This is a genomic window from Nonomuraea sp. NPDC059007 (genome assembly GCF_042740555.1).
Lineage (GTDB): Bacteria > Actinomycetota > Actinomycetes > Streptosporangiales > Streptosporangiaceae > Nonomuraea.
In genome coordinates this window covers 37,497-55,750 of the sequence record NZ_JBHYJD010000045.1, presented here as the reverse complement: position 1 = coordinate 55,750, position 18,254 = coordinate 37,497, and the positions used below count along the sequence as shown (strand labels likewise).

Genomic DNA, 18,254 nt, shown 5'->3' with positions numbered 1-18,254 from the left:
CTTACTGGGCGATGAAGCCGCCGTCGATGGGCAGGCTCGCGCCGACCACGTACGCCGCGGCGTCGGAGGCCAGGAACACGACCGCCGGGCTGATGTCGCGCACCAGCCCGATGCGCCCGGCGGGGGTGGCGGCCACGATCTCCCGCTCCACCTCGGTGGTGATCAGCTCCCGGTTGATCGGGGTGTGCACGTTTCCCGGCGCGACCGCGTTGACCCGGATCCCGGCGGGCGCCAGCTCCGTGGCCAGGGCCTTGACCATGAGCTCCACGGCGCCCTTGGAGGCGCAGTACGCGCTGTCGCCGGGCGAGCCGACATGTCCTGACATGGAGGAGACGAAGATGATCGAGGCGCCGTCGCCGAGGTGGGGCAGGACCGCCCGGGTGAGCCGGAAGGGCGCCCGCACGTTGATCGTCCACTGGTCGTCGAACACCTCGTCGGTGGTCTCCTCCAGGGAGGCCTGCGTGTAGATCCCGGCCGAGTGGATCAGGACGTCGATCCGGCCGAACCGGGCCAGCGCCGCCTCGACGATCGCCGCGGGCGCGTCGTCGGCGCGCAGGTCCACGGCCACGGTGGCCGCCTCGGCTCCGGCGGCGGTCACCGCCTTCGCGGCCTCCTCCAGCCGGGCCGCGGAGCGGCCGGCCAGGACCACGCGGGCGCCCGCCGCGCCCGCCGCGCGGGCGATCTCCGCCCCGATGCCGGAGCTGGCGCCGGTGACCACGGCGACCTTGCCTGACAGGTCGAACATGCTGTCACGCCTTTCTGGTGAGTTCGGTCAGCGCCGCGGCGATGTCCGGCCGCAGGAACCGGGCGCTGTGGAGGAAGACGTATCCGGCGGCGAACGCCGAGATCGGCATGACCACCGTCAGCGCCATGCGCGGCCCGAAGGAGTCGGCGACGAACCCGGCGAAGACGGACCCGAGGAAGCCGCCCATGAGGAAGGTGAACACCGGCAGGATCGCGAACGCCTGGGTCCGCACCCGGGGCGGGGTGACCGAGGCGATCAGCGGGTTGACCGCGGTGAGGGCGATGCCGCTGCACATGCAGGCCAGCACGTAGAAGGTGAGCAGGGGCCAGACCGAGGGGAACCAGACACCGGCGAGGACGAGCAGCCCGAAGGCGAGCATGGCGAAGCCGGCCAGGTGCATGATCCGTTCGGGATGGCGCCGGTAGGAGCGGTCGAAGTGGTGCCCGGTGATGATCATCGCGGCGATGACCGGGATCTGGGCCAGGGAGAACACGACGCCGCGGGCGGAGGCGTCGAAACCGTACTCGTCACCCAGCAGGATCGACATCTGGAGCGGGAGCGTGGCCAGGGCCAGGCCCAGGACGCCGATGCCCACGCACATGTGGACGAAGGTCTTGACCCGCATCATCTGGCGGAACGCCTGCATGATCCCCACCGGCGGGCCGGCCGTACCGGAGAACAGATGCCGCTCGGCCCGGCCGCGGCCGGGCTCCCTCAGGAAGACGGCCGCGGCCAGGGCGGCCAGCGCGTACGGCACGGCCAGCGCGAAGTAGGCCCACCGCCACGCCTCGGGCCCGCCCACCAGCCCGGCGACCCCACCGGCCAGGGCCGGGCCCAGCGCCTGTCCCAGGGGGGTGGCCATGGCGTGCAGCGACAGGATCCGGCCGCGCCCCTGGATGGGGTAGGCGTCGGACAACATCGACAGGAAGACCGGGTTGGAGTACGCGGCGGCGACGCCGGTCAGCAGGTAGGCGACGAGCAGTTGCCAGGTGTCCTGCGCCAGACCGGCCAGCGTCAGCGCGCCCGTGCCCAGCACGGCCGAGGCGACCACGAGATGCTTGCGGTTGACCCGGTCGGCCAGCCACGCCATGGGGATTCCACCGACCGTCAGCGCGACGCCCGCCAGCCCGGCCATCGCGGTGAGGAAGGCGGCGGAGATGCCGAAGTAGTCCCTGATGTCCGGCGCCAGCGTGGTGGTCGCCTCGCGGGTGAGTTGTTCGAGGGCCACGAGCGGGATGGCGGTCGCGCAGATCGACCAGCCGCCGTGGCGGAGTGTGTCGAGCAGTCCCGGCTCCGTGGCTTCGGCACCGGGCAGCAGGTCGTCCGGCAGGACGACGGGTTCGGACGGATCCGGCACATCGGCGGCGGTCATGAGTCGCCCTCTTCCTTCAGGGCGCCGTTAGAGGTGCTCGTCCAGCCAGTCGAAGGTGAACTCGGCCGCCGTCGCGGTCCCGCCGGTCTGGCAGTGCAACTGCGCGGTCGAGGTCGCGTCGAAGAGCAGGAAGTCCTTCGGGCAGGTCAGCGCGTCGTAGAGCTGCTCGGCGTGTCCGGCGGAGAACCGCTCCTCGGTGCCGTCCATGACCAGCGTGCGGCAGGTGATCTGCCCGGCCACGTCGGTCAGGTCGCAGGCGTCGAGCTCCTTGAACAGCTCGTACGGCGTCTGCACGCCGTGCTTCCAGGAGGCGTCGCGGATGAACCACTCGGCCAGCGGTGAGGCGTCACAGAGGGCGGCCGCCGCGGCGTTGAACGCGCCGGGCCCCTCCGCGAGGGCCTGGCCGATCGCCTCCGGCAGGTTCTCCTTGATGGAGGCGCCCCACTTCAGCACGCCCGGGTTGGCCACGCACACCTTCAGCCGGGACTCGAACGCCGCCGCCCGGGGCGCGAGATAGCCGCCGAAGCTCAGCCCCATGAGGCCGATGCGCTCGCGGTCGACGCCGTCGAGCTTCTCGGCCACGTCCACGATGGGGGAGACGACGTTCTCCCAGTCGTGGCGGAAGTGGAGGTTGTTCACGCGCAGCGCCGCGCCCTGCCCCGGTCCCTGGACGGCGAGGCAGTGGTAACCCCGGCGGATCGCGTTGTCGTAGACCCAGCGGGTGTCCTCCGCCCAGGCGTCACGCCCCTGGAAGAAGATCAGCAGGGGCGCCGGCCCCTTGGCCAGCGGGGAACGGTAGAGGTAGGACGGCAGGAAGCTGTCCTGGTAGGGGATCTTGAGCAGCTGTCCTGGATAGTCCGACAGCTCCAGGTAGCGGTCGTAACAGGCGTAGGCCGCGACCGCGTTCTCCCTGACCCTGGGGTCGTCGGGGAAGCTGAAGTGCAGCAGCGAGGTGCGCCAGTACGTCGAGGCCCGCAGGTAGGCGTCGGCGGCGCTGACCAGCCGCCCCTTCCGCTCGGCTGCCTCGGCCCGCCGCCGCAGCCGCGAGGCCACGTCGGACCAGGCCGTGACCCAGCTCTCCTCGTCGTCGACCCGGATCTTCCCCGCGGCCTCCAGGCATTCGCCGAGGTCGGACATGCCGAAGAACATCATGCCGAGCGTGTGCTTGATCTGGTCGTCCATCACCTCGTTGGCGATGAACACGTGCGAGGTCCAGTGGTCGCCGGGGAAGTACGGATTGGGCCGGGTGTCGGTGGACGTCGTCATGAGAACCTCTCGGCTTGGTGGGGAGCCCGCGCGGCCCAGGGGCGCGCGGCCTCGAGCTGGGCGGCAAGACGGAAGAGCATGCCTTCGTCGCCGTAGGGCGCGACGAAGTGGGCGCCGAGGGGGATCCCGGCGGCGTTCCAGTAGAGCGGGATCGACACGGCCGGCTGGCCGGTGATGTTGATGAGCGTGGTGAACTGCAGGAAGGCGCCCATGAGGGCGAGGCCGCCGGTGGCGAACGCGCCGAGCGGCGGGGCCGGTGCGGCGGTGGCGGGCGTGAGCCAGAGATCATAGGGCGCCTGGAAGGCGGCCAGGTCGTCGCACAGGGTCTGCAGCTCGGCCAGGGCGTCCATGTAGGCGCTCAGGCTCGTCGAGCCGGACCGGCCCTGTTCGATCATGGCCCAGGTGGCCGTCTCGAAGTCCTCCGGCCGGGCCTTCTTTCCGGTGACGCGTTCGAGGTGGGCGATGTCCCAGGCCAGCCCGCCGGCCGAGACGGTCGTGAACGGCCTGGCGAGATCGGAGCCCAGCCGGGGCGCGCCCTCCTCCACGTGGTGGCCGAGGCTCTCGCACAGGCGGGCCGCGTCCTCCACGGCCGCGACGGCGTCCGGGTGGAGCGGGGGGCCGAGGAGTGACTCCCTGGTGAAGACGATCCGCAGCCTGCCGGGGTCGGTTCTGGTCTCCTCCAGGTAGGGGCGCGGTGGCGGGGGTGCGACGAAGGGGTCGCCGGGCAGCGGTCCGGCGGTGGCGTCGAGCAGGGCGGCGCAGTCGCGGACGCTGAGCGTGATCGCGTGTTCGCTCAGCACCGCGATGCGCATGGAGACTCCGGCCCGCCGGCGTGCGGAGGCGATGCGCAGCCGGGTCGGCTTCATGCCGAACACGCCGCAGCACGAGGCGGGCACCCGGATGGAACCGCCGCTGTCGCTGGCGTTGGCCATCGTGACCATGCGGGCCGCGACCGCCGCGGCGGCGCCGCCGCTGGAGCCGCCGGCCGACAGGTCCGGGTTCCAGGGGTTCCTGGTGGGGCCGAACAGCTCCGGTTCGGTGGTCGGCTGGAGCCCGAACTCGGGCAGGTTGGTCTTGCCGCAGACCACGAGCCCGGCGGCCTTGTACCTGCGGGTGAGCTCGCCGTCCCGGTCGGGGACGTAGCCGGCCAGGAACCTGCTGGCGGAGGTCATCGGGACTCCCGCGTAGGCCACGCCGCCGCCGTCCTTCAGCAGGAACGGCACGCCGGTGAACGGCCCTTCCGGCAGCGGGGCGGCCAGCGTGGCGCGGGCCTCGTCGTACATCGTGGTGACGACCGCGTTGATCGCCGGGTTCGTCTTCTCGACGCGGTCGATCGTGTCGTCCAGGAGTTCGGCCGGGGTGACCTGGCCGGTGCGGACGAGCTCGGCCTGGGCCAGTGCGTCCAGGCCGTCGGGCGCTACTCGGCCGCCCATGGCCAGAAGTAGTTAAGTGCTTTAATCATATGGGGAGTGTAGCTACTTTCTCGCCATACGCAATGGGGCAATTTAGGCTGTGGCCGATCAAGGACGCAGTGTGAAGGAGAGACATGGACATGGGTATGGACGCCGACCTGCTCGCCGCCGTCCGGACGATCGTCCGCCTGGCCCGCATCGCCCAGCAGGCGTGCGAGGAGGGCGGTCTGACCATGCCGCAGTACCGGGCCCTGACCAGCGCGGCCGCCGGCCGGCAGCGGGCCTACGAGCTGGCCAGGTACACGGCTGTCAGCCGGCCGGCCATCTCCGCCCTCACCAACGGAATGGTCAGGAGCGGCCTGATCGAGCGCGGCGGGCTGGCCTCCGACGGACGTGGCGTGGTATTCGACGTCACCCCGCGCGGGCACGAGGTTCTGGCGACCGTGAACCGCCTGCTCGTCGAGCGCTTCCAGGAAGTGCTCGGCGACGCGCAGGAGGCCCTGAAGGTGCTCGACAGCGAGGCTCTCGAGGAGGCGCTCGACGAGCAGGCCGACAAGGACTTCGGTCCGGCCAAGTAGTGCGTGTGTCCATATAGTTAAGGCATGGAACTAGATGCTCCCTCCTCCCGGCTGTCCGAGCGCGAGATCCTGAAGGCGCTGGCCGGGCTGCTGCTCGCCTTGTTCTCCGCCGTGTCCAGCACGCTGATCGTCACCAACGCCGTGCCGTCGATCGTGGCCGCCCTCGGCGGAAGCCAGGCGCAGTACACCTGGCTCGTGGCGACCTCCCTGCTCACGATGACCGTCAGCATCCCCCTGTGGGGTCGGCTGGCCGACCAGTTCGACAAGCGCAAGGTCGTGCAGGCGGCGCTCGCCCTGTTCGCCGCCGGGTCGGTGGCGGCCGGGACGTCCCCCACCATCGAGATGCTCATCGGCATGCGAGCCGTGCAGGGCATCGCGATGGGCGGGTTACTTGCGACGGCCCAGGCCATCGTGGCCGGCATCGTGCCGCCGCGGCAGGGCGGGCGCTACGGCGGCTACATCGCCACCGTGATGGCCCTCGGCACCCTGTGCGGGCCGCTGATCGGCGGGGCGATCGTCGACACCGCCTGGCTGGGCTGGCGCTGGTGCTTCTTCGTGGTGGTCCCCTTCGCCATCGTGAGCCTGGTCATCCTGAACCGGTACCTGCGCGTGCCCTGGGTCCGGCGCAAGGCCCGCGTCGACTACCTCGGCGCGCTGCTGACCACCGTGACCGCCATGACTCCCGCGGTGTGGGTGACCTTCGCCGGCCGCGCCTATCCGTGGTGGTCCTGGCAGAGCGCCGCGTGCCTGGCGGGCACGCTCGTCGCCGGCGTCCTTCTGTACCTCGCCGAACGGCGGCATCCCGACCCCGTCGTACCGCTGTCCCTGCTGCGCCTGCGCACCACGGCGCTGGCGATCGCCGGGAGCTCGGCGGTGGGGATGGTCATGTTCAGCTCGATCGTCTTCATCAGCCAGTACTTCCAGCTCGCCCGCGGCTACTCGCCGACCGAGGCCGGGCTGCTGTGCATGCCCATGATGGTGAGCACCACGCTCGCCACGCTCGGCTCCGGTCATCTCATCACCCGGTTCGGACGCTGGAAGGGCTTTCTGGTGGGCGGCTCCGCCGCGCTGGCCGCCGGCCTGGCGTTGCTGGCGGTCCTCGGCTCGGGGCCGCCCACCTGGTACGTCGTCGCATCGACCATCCTCGTGGGTCTCGGCATCGGGGTCGTGATGCAGAACTATGTGCTCGCCGTCCAGAACAGCGCGCCCGCCGACCGCGTCGGCGCGGCGAGCGCGTCGGTGTCGTTCTTCCGCTCGCTCGGCGGGGTGATGGGCATGTCCGTGCTGGGCGCGATCGTCACCCACGCCGTGGACGCCGCCCGGGGGTACGGCCCGGCCGTACGGGATGCCTACGCCGGGGCGACGGGAACCGTCTTCGCCGTCTCGGCCGGGCTGGCGGTGGTCAGCCTGCTGGCCGCGCTGGCGATCAAGGCGGTTCCCCTGCGCACCTGATCAGCCGGGCAGCCCGGCGACCGCGGCGCCAAGGATCTCCAGGTGCAGATCGACGTCGGCCTCGGTGGTGTCCGGGCACATCAGGGCCATGTTGTGGAAGGGCGTCAGCATCACGCCCCGGTTGAGCAGGTACAGGTGGAGGTAGTCCTCAAGCCCGGCGTCGGTGGACAGGTAGGACTCGGTGCCGTTGCGCGGCCCCGGCGTCATGAACCGGTACTCCGAGCGCGCGCCGAGCTGGGTCACCACCCACGGCAGCCCGTTGGCGTCGATGAGCCGCCGGACGCCCTCGGTGTAGCGGCCCGACAGGGCGATCATCCGTTCGTAGGCGCCCTCGGTGAGCACCTCGCCGAGGGTCGCCCGCGCCGCCGCCATCGACAGCGCGTTGCCGGCCAGCGTGCCGCCGACGCCGCCGGTGTCGACCAGGTCGAGGTCGCCGCGCCCCAGCAGCCGTTCGGCCAGCTCGCCGGTCAGCCCGTAGGCGCCGATGGGCAGCCCGCCGGCGATCGCCTTGCCGACGGTCACGATGTCGGGCCGCAGCCCCCACGCCCTGGTGCAGCCGCCCGGTCCCGCCGAGACGGTGTGCGTCTCGTCGTTGATCAGCAACGTCCCCGCCCGCCTGGTCAGCTCGCGGACCGCGGCCAGATAGCCCGGCTCTGGCAGGACGATGCCCATGTTGGTCATGGCCGGCTCCATCAGCACGGCGGCCACGTCGCAGGGAGCAAGCTCCCGCTCCAGCGCCTCCACGTCGTTGAACTCCACCACCCGGCTGGTCCGCGTCACGTCGTAGGGCGCGCCCACGTTGCCCGGGCGCGGCACCGGGCCGTCCGGCCCGGTCACGATGAACGACTCGTCCACGCTGCCGTGATAGCTGAAGCTCATCACCAGCACCCGCGGCCGCTCGGTCACCGCGCGGGCCAGCCGCAACGCCCACCGGTTCGCGTCGGTGGCGGTCAGGGCGAAGCTCCACCGGCTGAGGCCGAACCTGCGCGACAGCTCCTCGGCCACGGCCGCGGCGTCCTCGGTCGGCATCATCGTGGTGGCGCCACCCAGCTCGGCGTAGCGCCTGCTCACCGCCTCGACCGTGGCCGGGGGCGAGTGCCCGGCCATCGCCCCGGTGTCTCCCAGGCAGAAGTCGGCCAGTTCATGGCCGTCGGCGTCCCACACCCGCGCCCCGGAGGCACGATCCAGGTACAACGGGAACTCCGCGGCCGACTTGGCCATCCAGGTCATCGGCACCCGGCCCAGCAGATGGTCCGCGCGCTCGTGCGCGGCGCGCGATCGGGGGTTGCGGGCGGCGTAGAAGGCCCGTTCCTTGGCCAGCGGTTCGCCCAACAGGTCGCTCATCGTGACTGCCTCCTATGGATGAGACAGTCATTCTGTACACCGGGTCGCGAAGTTTTCAAGCTTTTCGATGGCAATTCGGTTCTGGGCAAGCCAATCGCTTGCCGAGTTCAGTATGGGGAAGCGATACGATCGAAGGGCCGGCGATGCCGTACGGTTGGACTCGCAGTGAAGATCAGCGTGGGAGGCGCCGCGTGGCCGAGGACAACCGGGCACACCAGGTCGAACTCGACGAGATCGACAAGTCGATCATCCGGGTTCTCCAGGTGGACGGTCGCATGCCGTACTCCAAACTGGGGCCGGAAGTGGGGCTGTCCCGCGCCGCGGTACGCCAGCGGGTGCAGCGGCTCCTCGACAACGGCGTCATCGAGGTGGTCGCCGTCTCCGAGCCGTTCAAGATGGGCTTCAACGTCCAGGCCATGATCGGGATCAACGCGGACGGCGACCTGCGGGCGGTCGCCGCTGCGTTGTCGGAGGTCGACCAGATCGTGTACGTGGTGCTGTCGTCCGGGCGCTACGACATCCTCGTCGAGGTCATCGGGCGCGACTCGGCCGAACTGCTGACCATCCTGAACGACGTCGTCCGGCGGGTTCCCGGCGTGCGCAGCACGGAGCTGTTCACCTACATGAAGATCGAGAAGGTCACCTACTCCTGGGGCGCTCTGTGACGTAGACCTGACCTCACCCCTCCATCAGCGCCGCCGCCTCCTCCTCCGACAACTGGTCGATCTCCGCCGCCAGGTGCGCCTCCACCGCCGCCGCCAGCCGGCGGACCGTCCGGGTCAGGAACAGCGTGTTGAGCGGCAGCTCGATCTCCAGCTCCGAGCAGATCCTGGCCACGACCCGGGTGCCGAGCATCGAGTGGCCGCCGAGGTCGAAGAAGTCGTCGTCGATGCCGAACGCGTGCCTGCCCAGGACGCCGGCCCAGACGTCGTGGACCAGTTCCTCCGCGGCCGTCTCCGGGGTGGCGGGTGCGGCGGTGGCGGGGGCGGTCCGCGGGGAGGGGAGGGCGGCGCGGTCGAGTTTGCCGTTGGGGAGCTTCGGGAAGTGGCCGACCGGCACGTAGAGACTGGGGACCATGGTGGGCGGCAGGCGGTCCTGGAGGTAGCCGCGCAGCTCGGCCAGCGGGGCCCGCTCGTCCACGTAGGCGACGAGGGCACGGCCGCCGGGGGCGTCGTCGCGGACGGCGGCAACCGCGCGGGTGACGCCGGGGTGGGTGGTGAGGGCGGTTTCGACCTCGCCCAGTTCGATGCGGACGCCGCGGACCTTCACCTGGTCGTCTGACCGGCCGACGAATTCGAGGGTGCCGTCGGGCCGGCGGCGGACCAGGTCGCCGGTGCGGTAGAGGCGGCCGCCGGCCGTACCGAAGGGGTCGGGGACGAAGCGGGCGGCGGTCAGGGACGGGCGGCGGTGGTAGCCGCGGGCCAGGCCGTCGCCGCCCAGGTAGAGTTCGCCGACCACGCCGGGCGGGAGCGGGTCCAGGCCGGGGCCCAGGACGTAGGACGTGGTGTTGGCCACGGGGCGGCCGATCGAGACGGCCGTGTCCTCCGGGCGTACCCGGTGGGTGAGGGACCAGATGGTGGTCTCGGTGGGGCCGTACATGTTGTGGAGCTCTTGGGTCTTGGCCAGCAGGCGGCGGGCCAGGGGGAGGCCGAGGGGCTCGCCGCCGCTCAGGATCTTCGGCAGGCCGTCAGGGAGGTCGGCGACGATCTCCTCCAGGACGGACGGGGGCGCCTGGACGGTCGTCACGTCCGCCAGAAGCTTGGTGAGCTTGCCGTACGGCGGCGCCACCACGACCGCCCCTCCCCGGAGGAGCGGCCCGAAGAGTTCGAGTGCGGCGATGTCGAAGGAGAGCGGGGTCAGCAGCAGCACCCGCTCGGCCGCCGGGAACGCCAGGCTTTCGACCAGGTTCACCACGCCCCGGTGCGGGACCATGACGCCCTTGGGCACGCCGGTGGAGCCGGAGGTGTAGATCACGTAGGCGAGGTGATCGAGCGTGACGGCCGGCAGCGGATGGTGGTCCGGAACCTCTTCGCCCAGGTCGGTCAGCAGGGCGACGCCGGGCAGGCGGTTGGCCAGTTCCGGGGTGGTGAGCGCGAGCTCGGTTCCGGAGTCCTCGAGCATGAGGCGCAGCCGGTCGGCCGGGTAGCGGGGGTCGAGGGGGACGTAGCAGGCGCCGGACTTCAGCACGGCCAGCAGGGCGATCACGAGGTCGGCGCCGGGCGGGAGGCAGACCGCGACCGGGGACTCGATTCCCACGCCGCGGGAGACGATCGTCCTGGCGAGGACGTCGGCGCGGGCGTCCAGCTCGGCGTAGGTCAGCGTGCGGTCCTCGTGCGGGACGATCACCGCGGGGGCGTCCGGCATCTCGGCGGCGCGGGCCGCCACGAGATCGTGAAGGGGCCGTGACGGATACGGCAGCCGCGGCCCGTGCCAGGCGCCGGCCACCTCGGCACGGCGGGAGCCGGGCATGAGCGGCAGGCGCGACAGCGGCAGGGACGGGTCGGCGGTGGCGGCGTCGAGCAGGGCGAGGTATCCCTCAGCGAGCCCGGCGATCGTGGCCGGGTCGTAGAGGTCGGTGCTGTACTCCAGCCACCCGCTCATGTCGCCCCGCGCGTTCTGCAGCTCCAGCGTGAGGTCGGTCTTGGTGGTCCCGGTGCCGATCTGGCCGCGTACGTCGAAGGGGAGCTGGTTGAAGGCGACCTGGTAGAGCGGGGTGCGGGCGGGGTCGCGGGGCGGGTTGAGCGCGCCGACGATGCGGGCGAAGGGCACGTCCTGGTGTTCGAGCGCCTCCAGGACGGTGGTGCGCACGCGGTCCAGGGCTTCGCCGAAGGCGGGGTCGCCGCCCAGGTCGGTGCGGAGGGGCAGGGTGTTGACGAACATGCCGATGAGCGGGTTGAGCTCGTCCTGGTCGCGGCCGGCCACGGGTGAGCCGATCACCACGTCGTTCTGGCCGCTCCAGCGGGCGAGCAGGGCGGCGTAGGCGGTGAACAGCACCATGAAGGGGGTGGCGCCGCGGCTCCTGGCCAGCGCCGCCACCCGCGCCGTCAGCTCGGCCGGCACGGTGAACGGGTGGTTGGCTCCGGCGTAGCCGAGTTCGGCGGGCCGGGGGTGGTCGGCGGGCAGTTCGAGGGGGGCCGATCCGGCCAGGCGCCGGCTCCAGTAGGCCAGGTCGGTCTCGAAGCCCTGCTCGCGCTGCCAGACGGCGTAGTCGGCGTACTGGACGGTCAGCTTGGCGAAGCGGGGGGCACGTTGCTCGCGCAGCGACAGGTACGCCTCGGTGAGGTCGGCGCTGAAGATCTCCGCGGACCACGCGTCGTAGATGGCGTGGTGGAAGACCTGGACGAGCCGCCACCGGCCGCCGCCGAGCTTGACCAGCCTGGCCCGCCACAGCGGCGCCCGGTCGAGGGCGAACGGCTCGGCGGCGTCGCGCGCGGCCAGCGCCGCCAAAGACGCCTCGTCGCCGGTCAGGTCCGTGTAGGCCGGCCGTACCGGGATCTCGGGTGCGATGAGCTGCATGACCTGCTCCTCGCGCAGCTCGAAGCGGGTGCGCATCGGCTCGTGCCGCTCGGTCACCAGCCGGAGCGCCCGCTCCATGAGCGCCGGGTCGACGTCGCCGAGCCGTTCCAGCCGGGAGATGCCCGCGATGTTGTAGAGAGGCAGGCCGGGCAGCAGCGTGGTGAGGAACCAGACCCGTTCCTGCGCGGAGGAGGCGGGGAAGGCGTCTTCGGTCACAGGCATGCGCGAATCTCCCGGGTGATCGGCTCCAGCGCGCTGACCTCGCCGAGGGTGGCCAGCCAGTGCCATTGGTCCAGCGCGTGGTAGAGCCGGTAGAAGGCCAGCCGCTCGGCCCAGTCGCCGGGCAGCGTGCCGTACCCGTCCAGGAGGGCGCGGCGGCGGGCGGGGTCGTCCTTGACCGCGAAGTAGTCGGTGCGGGCCAGGTCCATGAGGGGGTCGCCGGCGAGCGCGTTCTCGACGTCGATGACGCCGGTCAGTTCCCATCGCCCGTCGTGCTCGTCGGCCATGACGTTGCGCTCGTGGAAGTCGTGGTGGAGCAGGACGGGGGTGGCGCAGCGCGCCAGCAGGTGACGGTCGGCGCGCACGCGGGCGACGAGCGCCGCGTGCACGTCGGGGTCGCCGCCGAACTCGGCGAACCGGGCGACCTTGAGGTCGAACTGGCCGCCGAGGTAGGCGTCGTTCGTGGGTTCCTGGACCCCGTCCAGCGGGCCGTACGCGGTGAGTTCGACGCTGTGCACGGCCCGCAGCACGCGGCCCATCTCGCGGTAGAGCCGTTCGACGGTCGCGGCGTCGAGGGCGGCGGAGACCTGCGAGAGCGGCCGGCCGGGGATCTTCGTCATCACCAGGTACGCCTGGGGCAGGTCACGCTTGGAGTCGTCGGCCAGGACCACGCTGGGCGCCGCCGCCCCGGTGCGGGCGAGCAGCTCGTACACCCGCTGTTCCTTGCGCATGCGGTCGGTGAACAGGCCGGGATACAGCTTGAAGATCAGCTCGCGGCTGGGCGTCCTGACCTCGTACACCGCGCTGATCTCGCCGCCGGTGCGCAGCAGGACCCGCTCGACCGGCTCCCCGAGCAGGCCCGCCGCCGTGTCCGCGCTCAGCGGCATGGTCAGCGCCTTGGCGAAGGCGGGCGCGCTCCAGGCGAGGCTGACGGTGTTGCCCGCGCCGGCCTGCAGCGCCCGCGCGCCGACGAGGTCGTCGGGATCGGCTTCCGGCACCTCCCGGTCGAACCTGGCAAGGAGCGGGATCCGCATCGACACCAGCGCGTGTACGGCGATGCCCACGCCGAGCAGGACGTACATGAACCCGATGCCGCGCCCGGGTCCCACCCCGATCACCGCGCCGACGGTGGCGGCCAGCGCGCCGTCCGGCATGAGCAGCGGCTCCAGCACCCGCTCGCCCAGCGGCGCGACCACGGCCATGCCGACCGGCAGCGTGGACCAGGAGATCATCTGGTTGAACGCCATCACCCGGCCGTGGAAGCGCTGCGGCACCTTCACGTGGATGATCGTCATGAAGACGCCGTTGACCACCGACAGGCTGCACCACAGTCCGAACGCGCCGAGACCGACGGTCAGCGGCGAGGCGTACGCCCCGGTGACGACGGCGAACAGGCTGAGCGCCAGGGTGCCGAGCAGCACGGCGCGCATGCGGCGCCGGCGCGGCCCGCCCCACAGTGCGACGATCATGCCGCCGAGGGTGGCGCCCAGGCCGCCGACGAACGCGATGCGCCCGGCGGTGCCGAGGTCGGAGAACGACAGCACCAGTGGCGAGATCGACATCAGCACCGCGGCCAGCATGACGTTGAGCACGGCGAAGTAGAGCAGCGCGGCCCGCAGGTGCCGGTTGCCCAGCGACATGCGGAACCCGCCGGCGATCTCGGCGGCCAGTGTCTCGCGCCGCTCCAGCCCGAGGGTGGCGGGGAAGCGGATGACGGCCAGCGCGCCCAGCATCACGCAGAAGCCGGCGACGTTGATCGCCAGGATGCCGCTCAGGCCGACGCCGGCCAGGAGCGCCACGGCCAGGAGCGGGGCGACGAACTGGGAGGTGCCCAGGAGCATCTGCACCACGCCGGCCGCGTGCCCGAGGTAGCGCTTGGGCACGAGCTGCGGCAGCGCCGCGGAGTAGGCGAGCCGCTGGAAGACCATCATGACCGAGAGCGCCGCGACGAGCGGATAGATGTGCCAGGTGGCCAGGGCGCCGGTCCACAACAGCGCGCCGAAGATCAGCTGCACGCCGCCGGCGAGGCTGTTGCCCAGGGCCATCATCGCGCGTTTGCCCGACCGGTCGACGATCGCGCCGAGGAGCGGGGCGGCCAGGACGCCGGGCATGATCGCCAACGCGACCAGGAGGGCGAAGTTCAGCAGGGATCCGGTCGTGGTGTACACCCAGATCGGGATCGCGAAGTCGGTGATCGCGGTGCCGACCAGGGCGACGAGCTGGGCGGCCGACACGCTCAGGAAGCGCCGCATGCTCGGGGGCGGCGCGTGCTTCTCCTTTTCCGGCGAGGCGGTCTCCTCGACCCACCACCGGGCGGCCGGCCCCCTCGCGGAGCGGTTCAGGGCGGCGGCCGAGCCGTACTCCATCGCGATGTGCGTGTTGGTGAGGATCTGGGCGAGGTCGTCCGCGCGGTACTTCAGGTAGTAGTGGCCGGCCTCGCTGAGCACGACGAGCGCGGTGGTGGGCGACAGGAACTGCCACTCCCGGTAGCGCTCGCGGTAGTAGTCGGTCGCCGGGTCCTGCTCGCCGACGACCGCGATCACCGGCGCGCGCAACGGCTCCGCCCGCTCGCCGAGCATGCGGGTGAACGACTCCTCCGCGATCAGCGTGTCCCGGCGCTGGTTGCGGACCATGAACTTGACCTGCTCCTCGTCCAGGCCGGAGATGTCGTTGCCCATGGCCTTCATGCGGTTCTCATAGGTACGGTCGCCGCGCAGCCGGTCGGAGCGCAGCAGCCTGCCCAGGGGCCCGGCGACGCGGCCCTGCGGCCGGGCGAAGGGGAAGATGGCGCCGATGTAGACGGCCTCCAGGTCGCGCCCCGCGGCCTCCAGGCGCCGGGCGACCTCGGCGGTGACGGCGCCACCGATGCCGCAGTGGCCGTACAGGGCGATCGGTCCCTCGATGCCGTCGAGGATCTCGCGCACGCATTGGCCGATGACCTCGTCCAGGGGCATCACCGGCTCGTCGGGGCGTCCGGGGTCGTGGCCGGGGAAGGCCATGGAGTACAGCGCGCACTCCTCCGGCAGGGCGTCGGCCAGCGGCTGGTAGACCAGGGCGCTGCCGCCGCCGTAGGGGAAGCAGACGAGCGTGAGCGCGGGCGTGGTACGCGAGCGCGTGAGGCGGTGCAGGAGCTCGCGCGGCGTGTCCTCGTCCGGGGCGGGGCCCTCGATGAGCTCGGCCAGCGCCCGCACGGTGGAGTTCCTGAACAGGTCCATGACGCCGACCGAGCGCCCTTCGACCGGCGCGAGCAGCTTGCGCAGCCTGGCCACGACCTGGATGGCGACCAGGGAGTGCCCGCCGATCTCGAAGAAGTCGTCGTCGGCCCGGATGTCGCTCAGGCCGAGCAGTTCGCCCCAGATCCCGGCGACGGCGATCTCGGCCGGGGTGGTGGGCGGGGCGCCGGCTCCGGCGGTCCGGGTGGGCGCGGGCAGCGCGGCGCGGTCGACCTTGCCGTTGGGACTGAGGGGCAGCGCGTCCATGGTCACGTACGCGCCGGGCACCATGTGGTCGGGCAGGATCTCCTTCAGCGCCGCCCGGAGGCCGGTGTCCGGGGCGTCGGTGACGACGTAGGCCACCAGGCCGTCCGCGCCGGCGACGACGAGCGCCTCGCGCACGCCCGCCTGCTCGCGCAGCACGGCCTCGATCTCGCCCAGCTCCACCCGCTGGCCGCGGATCTTGACCTGGTTGTCCAGCCGGCCGAGGAACTCCACGGCGCCGTCGCGCCGTACCCGGGCCAGGTCGCCGGTGCGGTACAGGCGTGCACCCGGCGGGCCGTAGGGGTCGGGCACGAAGCGGCCGGCGGTCAGCGCGGGCCGGTCGTGGTAGCCGAGGGCGACCTGGACGCCGCCGATGTGCAGCTCGCCGGGCACGCCGGACGGCACCGGCCGCAGCCGCGCGTCGAGGACGTGGATGCGGGTGTTCTGTACCGGATGGCCGATCGGGATCCGGCTCTCGCCGGGCGCGCACCGCCAGGCGGTGACGTCGACGGCGGCCTCGGTGGGGCCGTAGAGGTTGTGCAGTTCGGTGTCCGGCAGGCGCTCGAAGAACCGGGCGGCGACGGCCGGCGGCAGTTCCTCGCCACTGCAGATGACCCTCTTCAGCGAGGCGCAGCCCTCGACGCCCTCCTCCTCCAGGAAGGCGGCGAGCATCGACGGCACGAAGTGCATGGTCGTCACGCCGCTGCCGATGATCAGATCACGCAGGTAGGCGGTGTCGCGGTGCCCGCCCGGCTCGGCCACCACGAGACGGGCGCCGGTGACGATCGGCCAGAAGAACTCCCAGACGGAGACGTCGAAGCCCGCGGGCGTCTTCTGCATGACCACGTCCGCGCCGGTCAGGCCGAAGCGGCGCTGCATCCAGTCCAGGCGGTTGATGATGGCGGCGTGCGTGTTGGGCACGCCCTTGGGCCGGCCGGTCGAGCCGGAGGTGTAGATCATGTAGGCGGGGTGGGCCGAGGTCGGCGGCGTGTCCGTCGCCGGGAGGGGCGCGAGGGCCGTCTCCTGCGGCAGCAGGATCGCCGCACGCGCGTCCCGCAGCATGAAGTCCAGGCGCTCCTGCGGATAGTCGGGGTCCAGCGGCACGTAGGCGGCGCCCGCCCTGACCACGGCCAGCAGGCTCACGACCAGGTCGAGCGAACGTTCCATGCCCACCGCGACCCGGGTCCCCGGCCCCGCGCCCCGTTCGCGCAATCGCCCGGCCAGCAGGGCCGAGCGCCGCTCCAGCTCGGCGTAGGTGAGGCGCTGCCGGCCGTACTCCAGGGCGATGGCGCCGGGCGTGCGGGCGGCCTGCTCCTCGAACAGCCCGCCCAGCGTCTTCTGTCCGGGGTACGGCTCGCGCGGCCCCTCGGCCAGCGCCAGGAGTTTTTCGTGTTCCCGCGGGGTCAGCATCTCCAGGTCCGACACCCGCGTGTCCGGCCCGGCGACGGCGGCGCGCAGCAGAGTGGTGAACCGGGCGCCGAACTCCTCGACCGTGACCGGGTCCAGCAGGTTCCGGTTGTAGACGAACAGCGCGTCGAGCCCGTCGTCCCGCTCGGTCAGGAACAACTCCAGCTCGTAGGGCGCGGCCTTCGCGGTCAGCGGGTACGGCTCCGCCGCCAGCCCCGGCCAGGCGAAGCTGTCCTCGTCGTAGCTCTGCAGGGCCAGCGCGGCCTGGAAGACGGCGGTGCGCGAGACGTCCCGGGTGTGCCCCAGCTCCCCGACGAACTGCTCGAAGGGCAGCCGCTGGTGGGTGAAGGCGTCCAGGGTGTTCTGCCTGACCCGGGTGAGCAGTTCGGTGAAGGTGGGGTCGCCGTCCAGGTCGGCGCGCATGGCCAGCATGTTGACGAACATGCCGATGAGGGGTTCGAGCTCGCTGCGCGGGCGCCCGCCGACCGGCGTGCCGACGGCGAAGTCGGTCTGCCCGCTGTGGCGGCCGAGCATTACCTGGTAGGCGGCCAGCACGACCATGTAGAGCGTGGCGTCGTGCTCCCTGGCCAGGCGGCCGGCGGCGGCCAGCAGGTCGGGGCCGAGCCGGAAGGAGTGGGAGGCGCCGTCGAAGGTGGCCACGGCGCCGCGGCGGCCGTCGATGGGCAGGTCGATGGGTGGCACGCCGGCCAGCCGTTCGCGCCAGTAGGCCAGGTCGGCCCGGTCGGCCGGGCGGGTGCGCTGCCAGAGGGCGAAGTCGGCGTACTGCAGGGCCAGTTCGGGCGGGGTCTCGCCGGCGTAGAGGGTGCGCAGTTCCCCGGCCAGGATCTCCAGCGACCATCCGTCACCGGCGATGTGGTGGAGCGTCACCAGCAGGATGTGGTCGTCCTCGGCGAGGCGGACGAGCGCGGCGCGTACGGGCGGTTCGGTGGCGATCACGAAGGGGCGGGCGAGTTCGGCGCCCAGGAGGTCGCGGGCGTGCGCCTCGTCGGTGGCGGCCAGCCGCCGCAACTCGACGTGTCCGATATCGGACACCTCCACGCGGGGCCTGCCGTCCGCGTCGGCCGGAAATCGGGTGCGCAAAATCTCGTGCCTGGCCACGACCGTATTAAGGGCTTGGTGAAGTCGTTCATCATCGAGGCTGCCGCGCAGCCGCAGGACGAAAGGGATGGTGTAGGCGGCTGTTCCTGGAGCGAATTGCTCCATGAACCACAGGCCCTCCTGGGCATAGGACAAGGGGATCTCGGCACCCGGCTCGCGCCGCGGGATGCCCGCTGACTTGCCGGTGGACCGGCGGCGGAGGCGTTGCTCCAGCAGAGCTCGCTTGGTGTCGGAAAGCTGGATTTCGTCTGAGGACAGCCCCGCCGAGGATGTCACCACTGCCTCACTTTCTCGGTGAACGCCACATTAAACGAGATTCATACACATTCACCACAGGCCTGACAATCA

The 18,254-nt window shown here is 71.7% G+C and carries 10 protein-coding genes; 3 read left to right on the top strand and 7 right to left on the bottom strand.

The window, feature by feature from the left end; all coding sequences use genetic code 11:
* Window position 1: 1 nt before the first annotated feature.
* The 4 genes from ACFWY5_RS45505 to ACFWY5_RS45490 are packed head-to-tail and all read right to left on the bottom strand — an operon-like array spanning window position 2 to window position 4,816.
* Entirely contained in the window at window positions 2-745 is a 744-nt protein-coding gene (locus ACFWY5_RS45505; RefSeq protein WP_379612669.1) for an SDR family NAD(P)-dependent oxidoreductase, read from the bottom strand.
* 4 nt (window positions 746-749) lie between these two features.
* Window positions 750-2,117, bottom strand: a complete 1,368-nt coding sequence (locus ACFWY5_RS45500) for an MFS transporter (RefSeq protein ID WP_379612668.1) — start codon at window positions 2,115-2,117, stop codon at window positions 750-752.
* 27 nt (window positions 2,118-2,144) lie between these two features.
* The gene (locus ACFWY5_RS45495) at window positions 2,145-3,383 is read right to left on the bottom strand and encodes an alpha/beta hydrolase family protein (protein ID WP_379612667.1); all 1,239 of its coding nucleotides are present in this window, start codon (window positions 3,381-3,383) and stop codon (window positions 2,145-2,147) included.
* A complete protein-coding gene (locus ACFWY5_RS45490) occupies window positions 3,380-4,816 on the bottom strand; it encodes an amidase (protein WP_379612666.1) in 1,437 nt (478 codons plus the stop codon). The genes ACFWY5_RS45495 and ACFWY5_RS45490 overlap by 4 nt, the downstream gene beginning before the upstream one ends.
* A gap of 113 nt (window positions 4,817-4,929) precedes the next feature.
* Here ACFWY5_RS45490 and ACFWY5_RS45485 point away from each other — a divergent pair, with 113 nt between their 5' ends.
* Complete coding sequence (locus tag ACFWY5_RS45485; RefSeq protein ID WP_379638590.1) at window positions 4,930-5,373, top strand: MarR family winged helix-turn-helix transcriptional regulator; 444 nt, start codon at window positions 4,930-4,932, stop codon at window positions 5,371-5,373.
* Between the two features lie 24 nt (window positions 5,374-5,397).
* Window positions 5,398-6,825: an MFS transporter gene (locus ACFWY5_RS45480; protein WP_379612664.1), complete on the top strand. Its 1,428-nt coding sequence runs from the start codon at window positions 5,398-5,400 to the stop codon at window positions 6,823-6,825.
* Here the strand turns inward: ACFWY5_RS45480 and ACFWY5_RS45475 are convergent, their stop codons facing one another.
* Window positions 6,826-8,169 (bottom strand): transaminase, encoded by a 1,344-nt coding sequence (locus tag ACFWY5_RS45475; protein ID WP_379638589.1) that lies wholly within the window; start codon window positions 8,167-8,169, stop codon window positions 6,826-6,828.
* A 191-nt stretch (window positions 8,170-8,360) separates the two neighbouring features.
* Between ACFWY5_RS45475 and ACFWY5_RS45470 the strand changes: the two genes are divergently transcribed.
* Window positions 8,361-8,834 (top strand): Lrp/AsnC family transcriptional regulator, encoded by a 474-nt coding sequence (locus ACFWY5_RS45470; RefSeq protein WP_379612662.1) that lies wholly within the window; start codon window positions 8,361-8,363, stop codon window positions 8,832-8,834.
* Window positions 8,835-8,847: 13 nt separating this feature from the next.
* Here ACFWY5_RS45470 and ACFWY5_RS45465 read toward each other — a convergent pair whose 3' ends face one another.
* A complete protein-coding gene (locus ACFWY5_RS45465; RefSeq protein ID WP_379638588.1) occupies window positions 8,848-11,907 on the bottom strand; it encodes an amino acid adenylation domain-containing protein in 3,060 nt (1,019 codons plus the stop codon).
* Entirely contained in the window at window positions 11,898-18,182 is a 6,285-nt protein-coding gene (locus ACFWY5_RS45460; protein ID WP_379638587.1) for an amino acid adenylation domain-containing protein, read from the bottom strand. The genes ACFWY5_RS45465 and ACFWY5_RS45460 overlap by 10 nt, the downstream gene beginning before the upstream one ends.
* Window positions 18,183-18,254 lie beyond the last annotated feature (72 nt).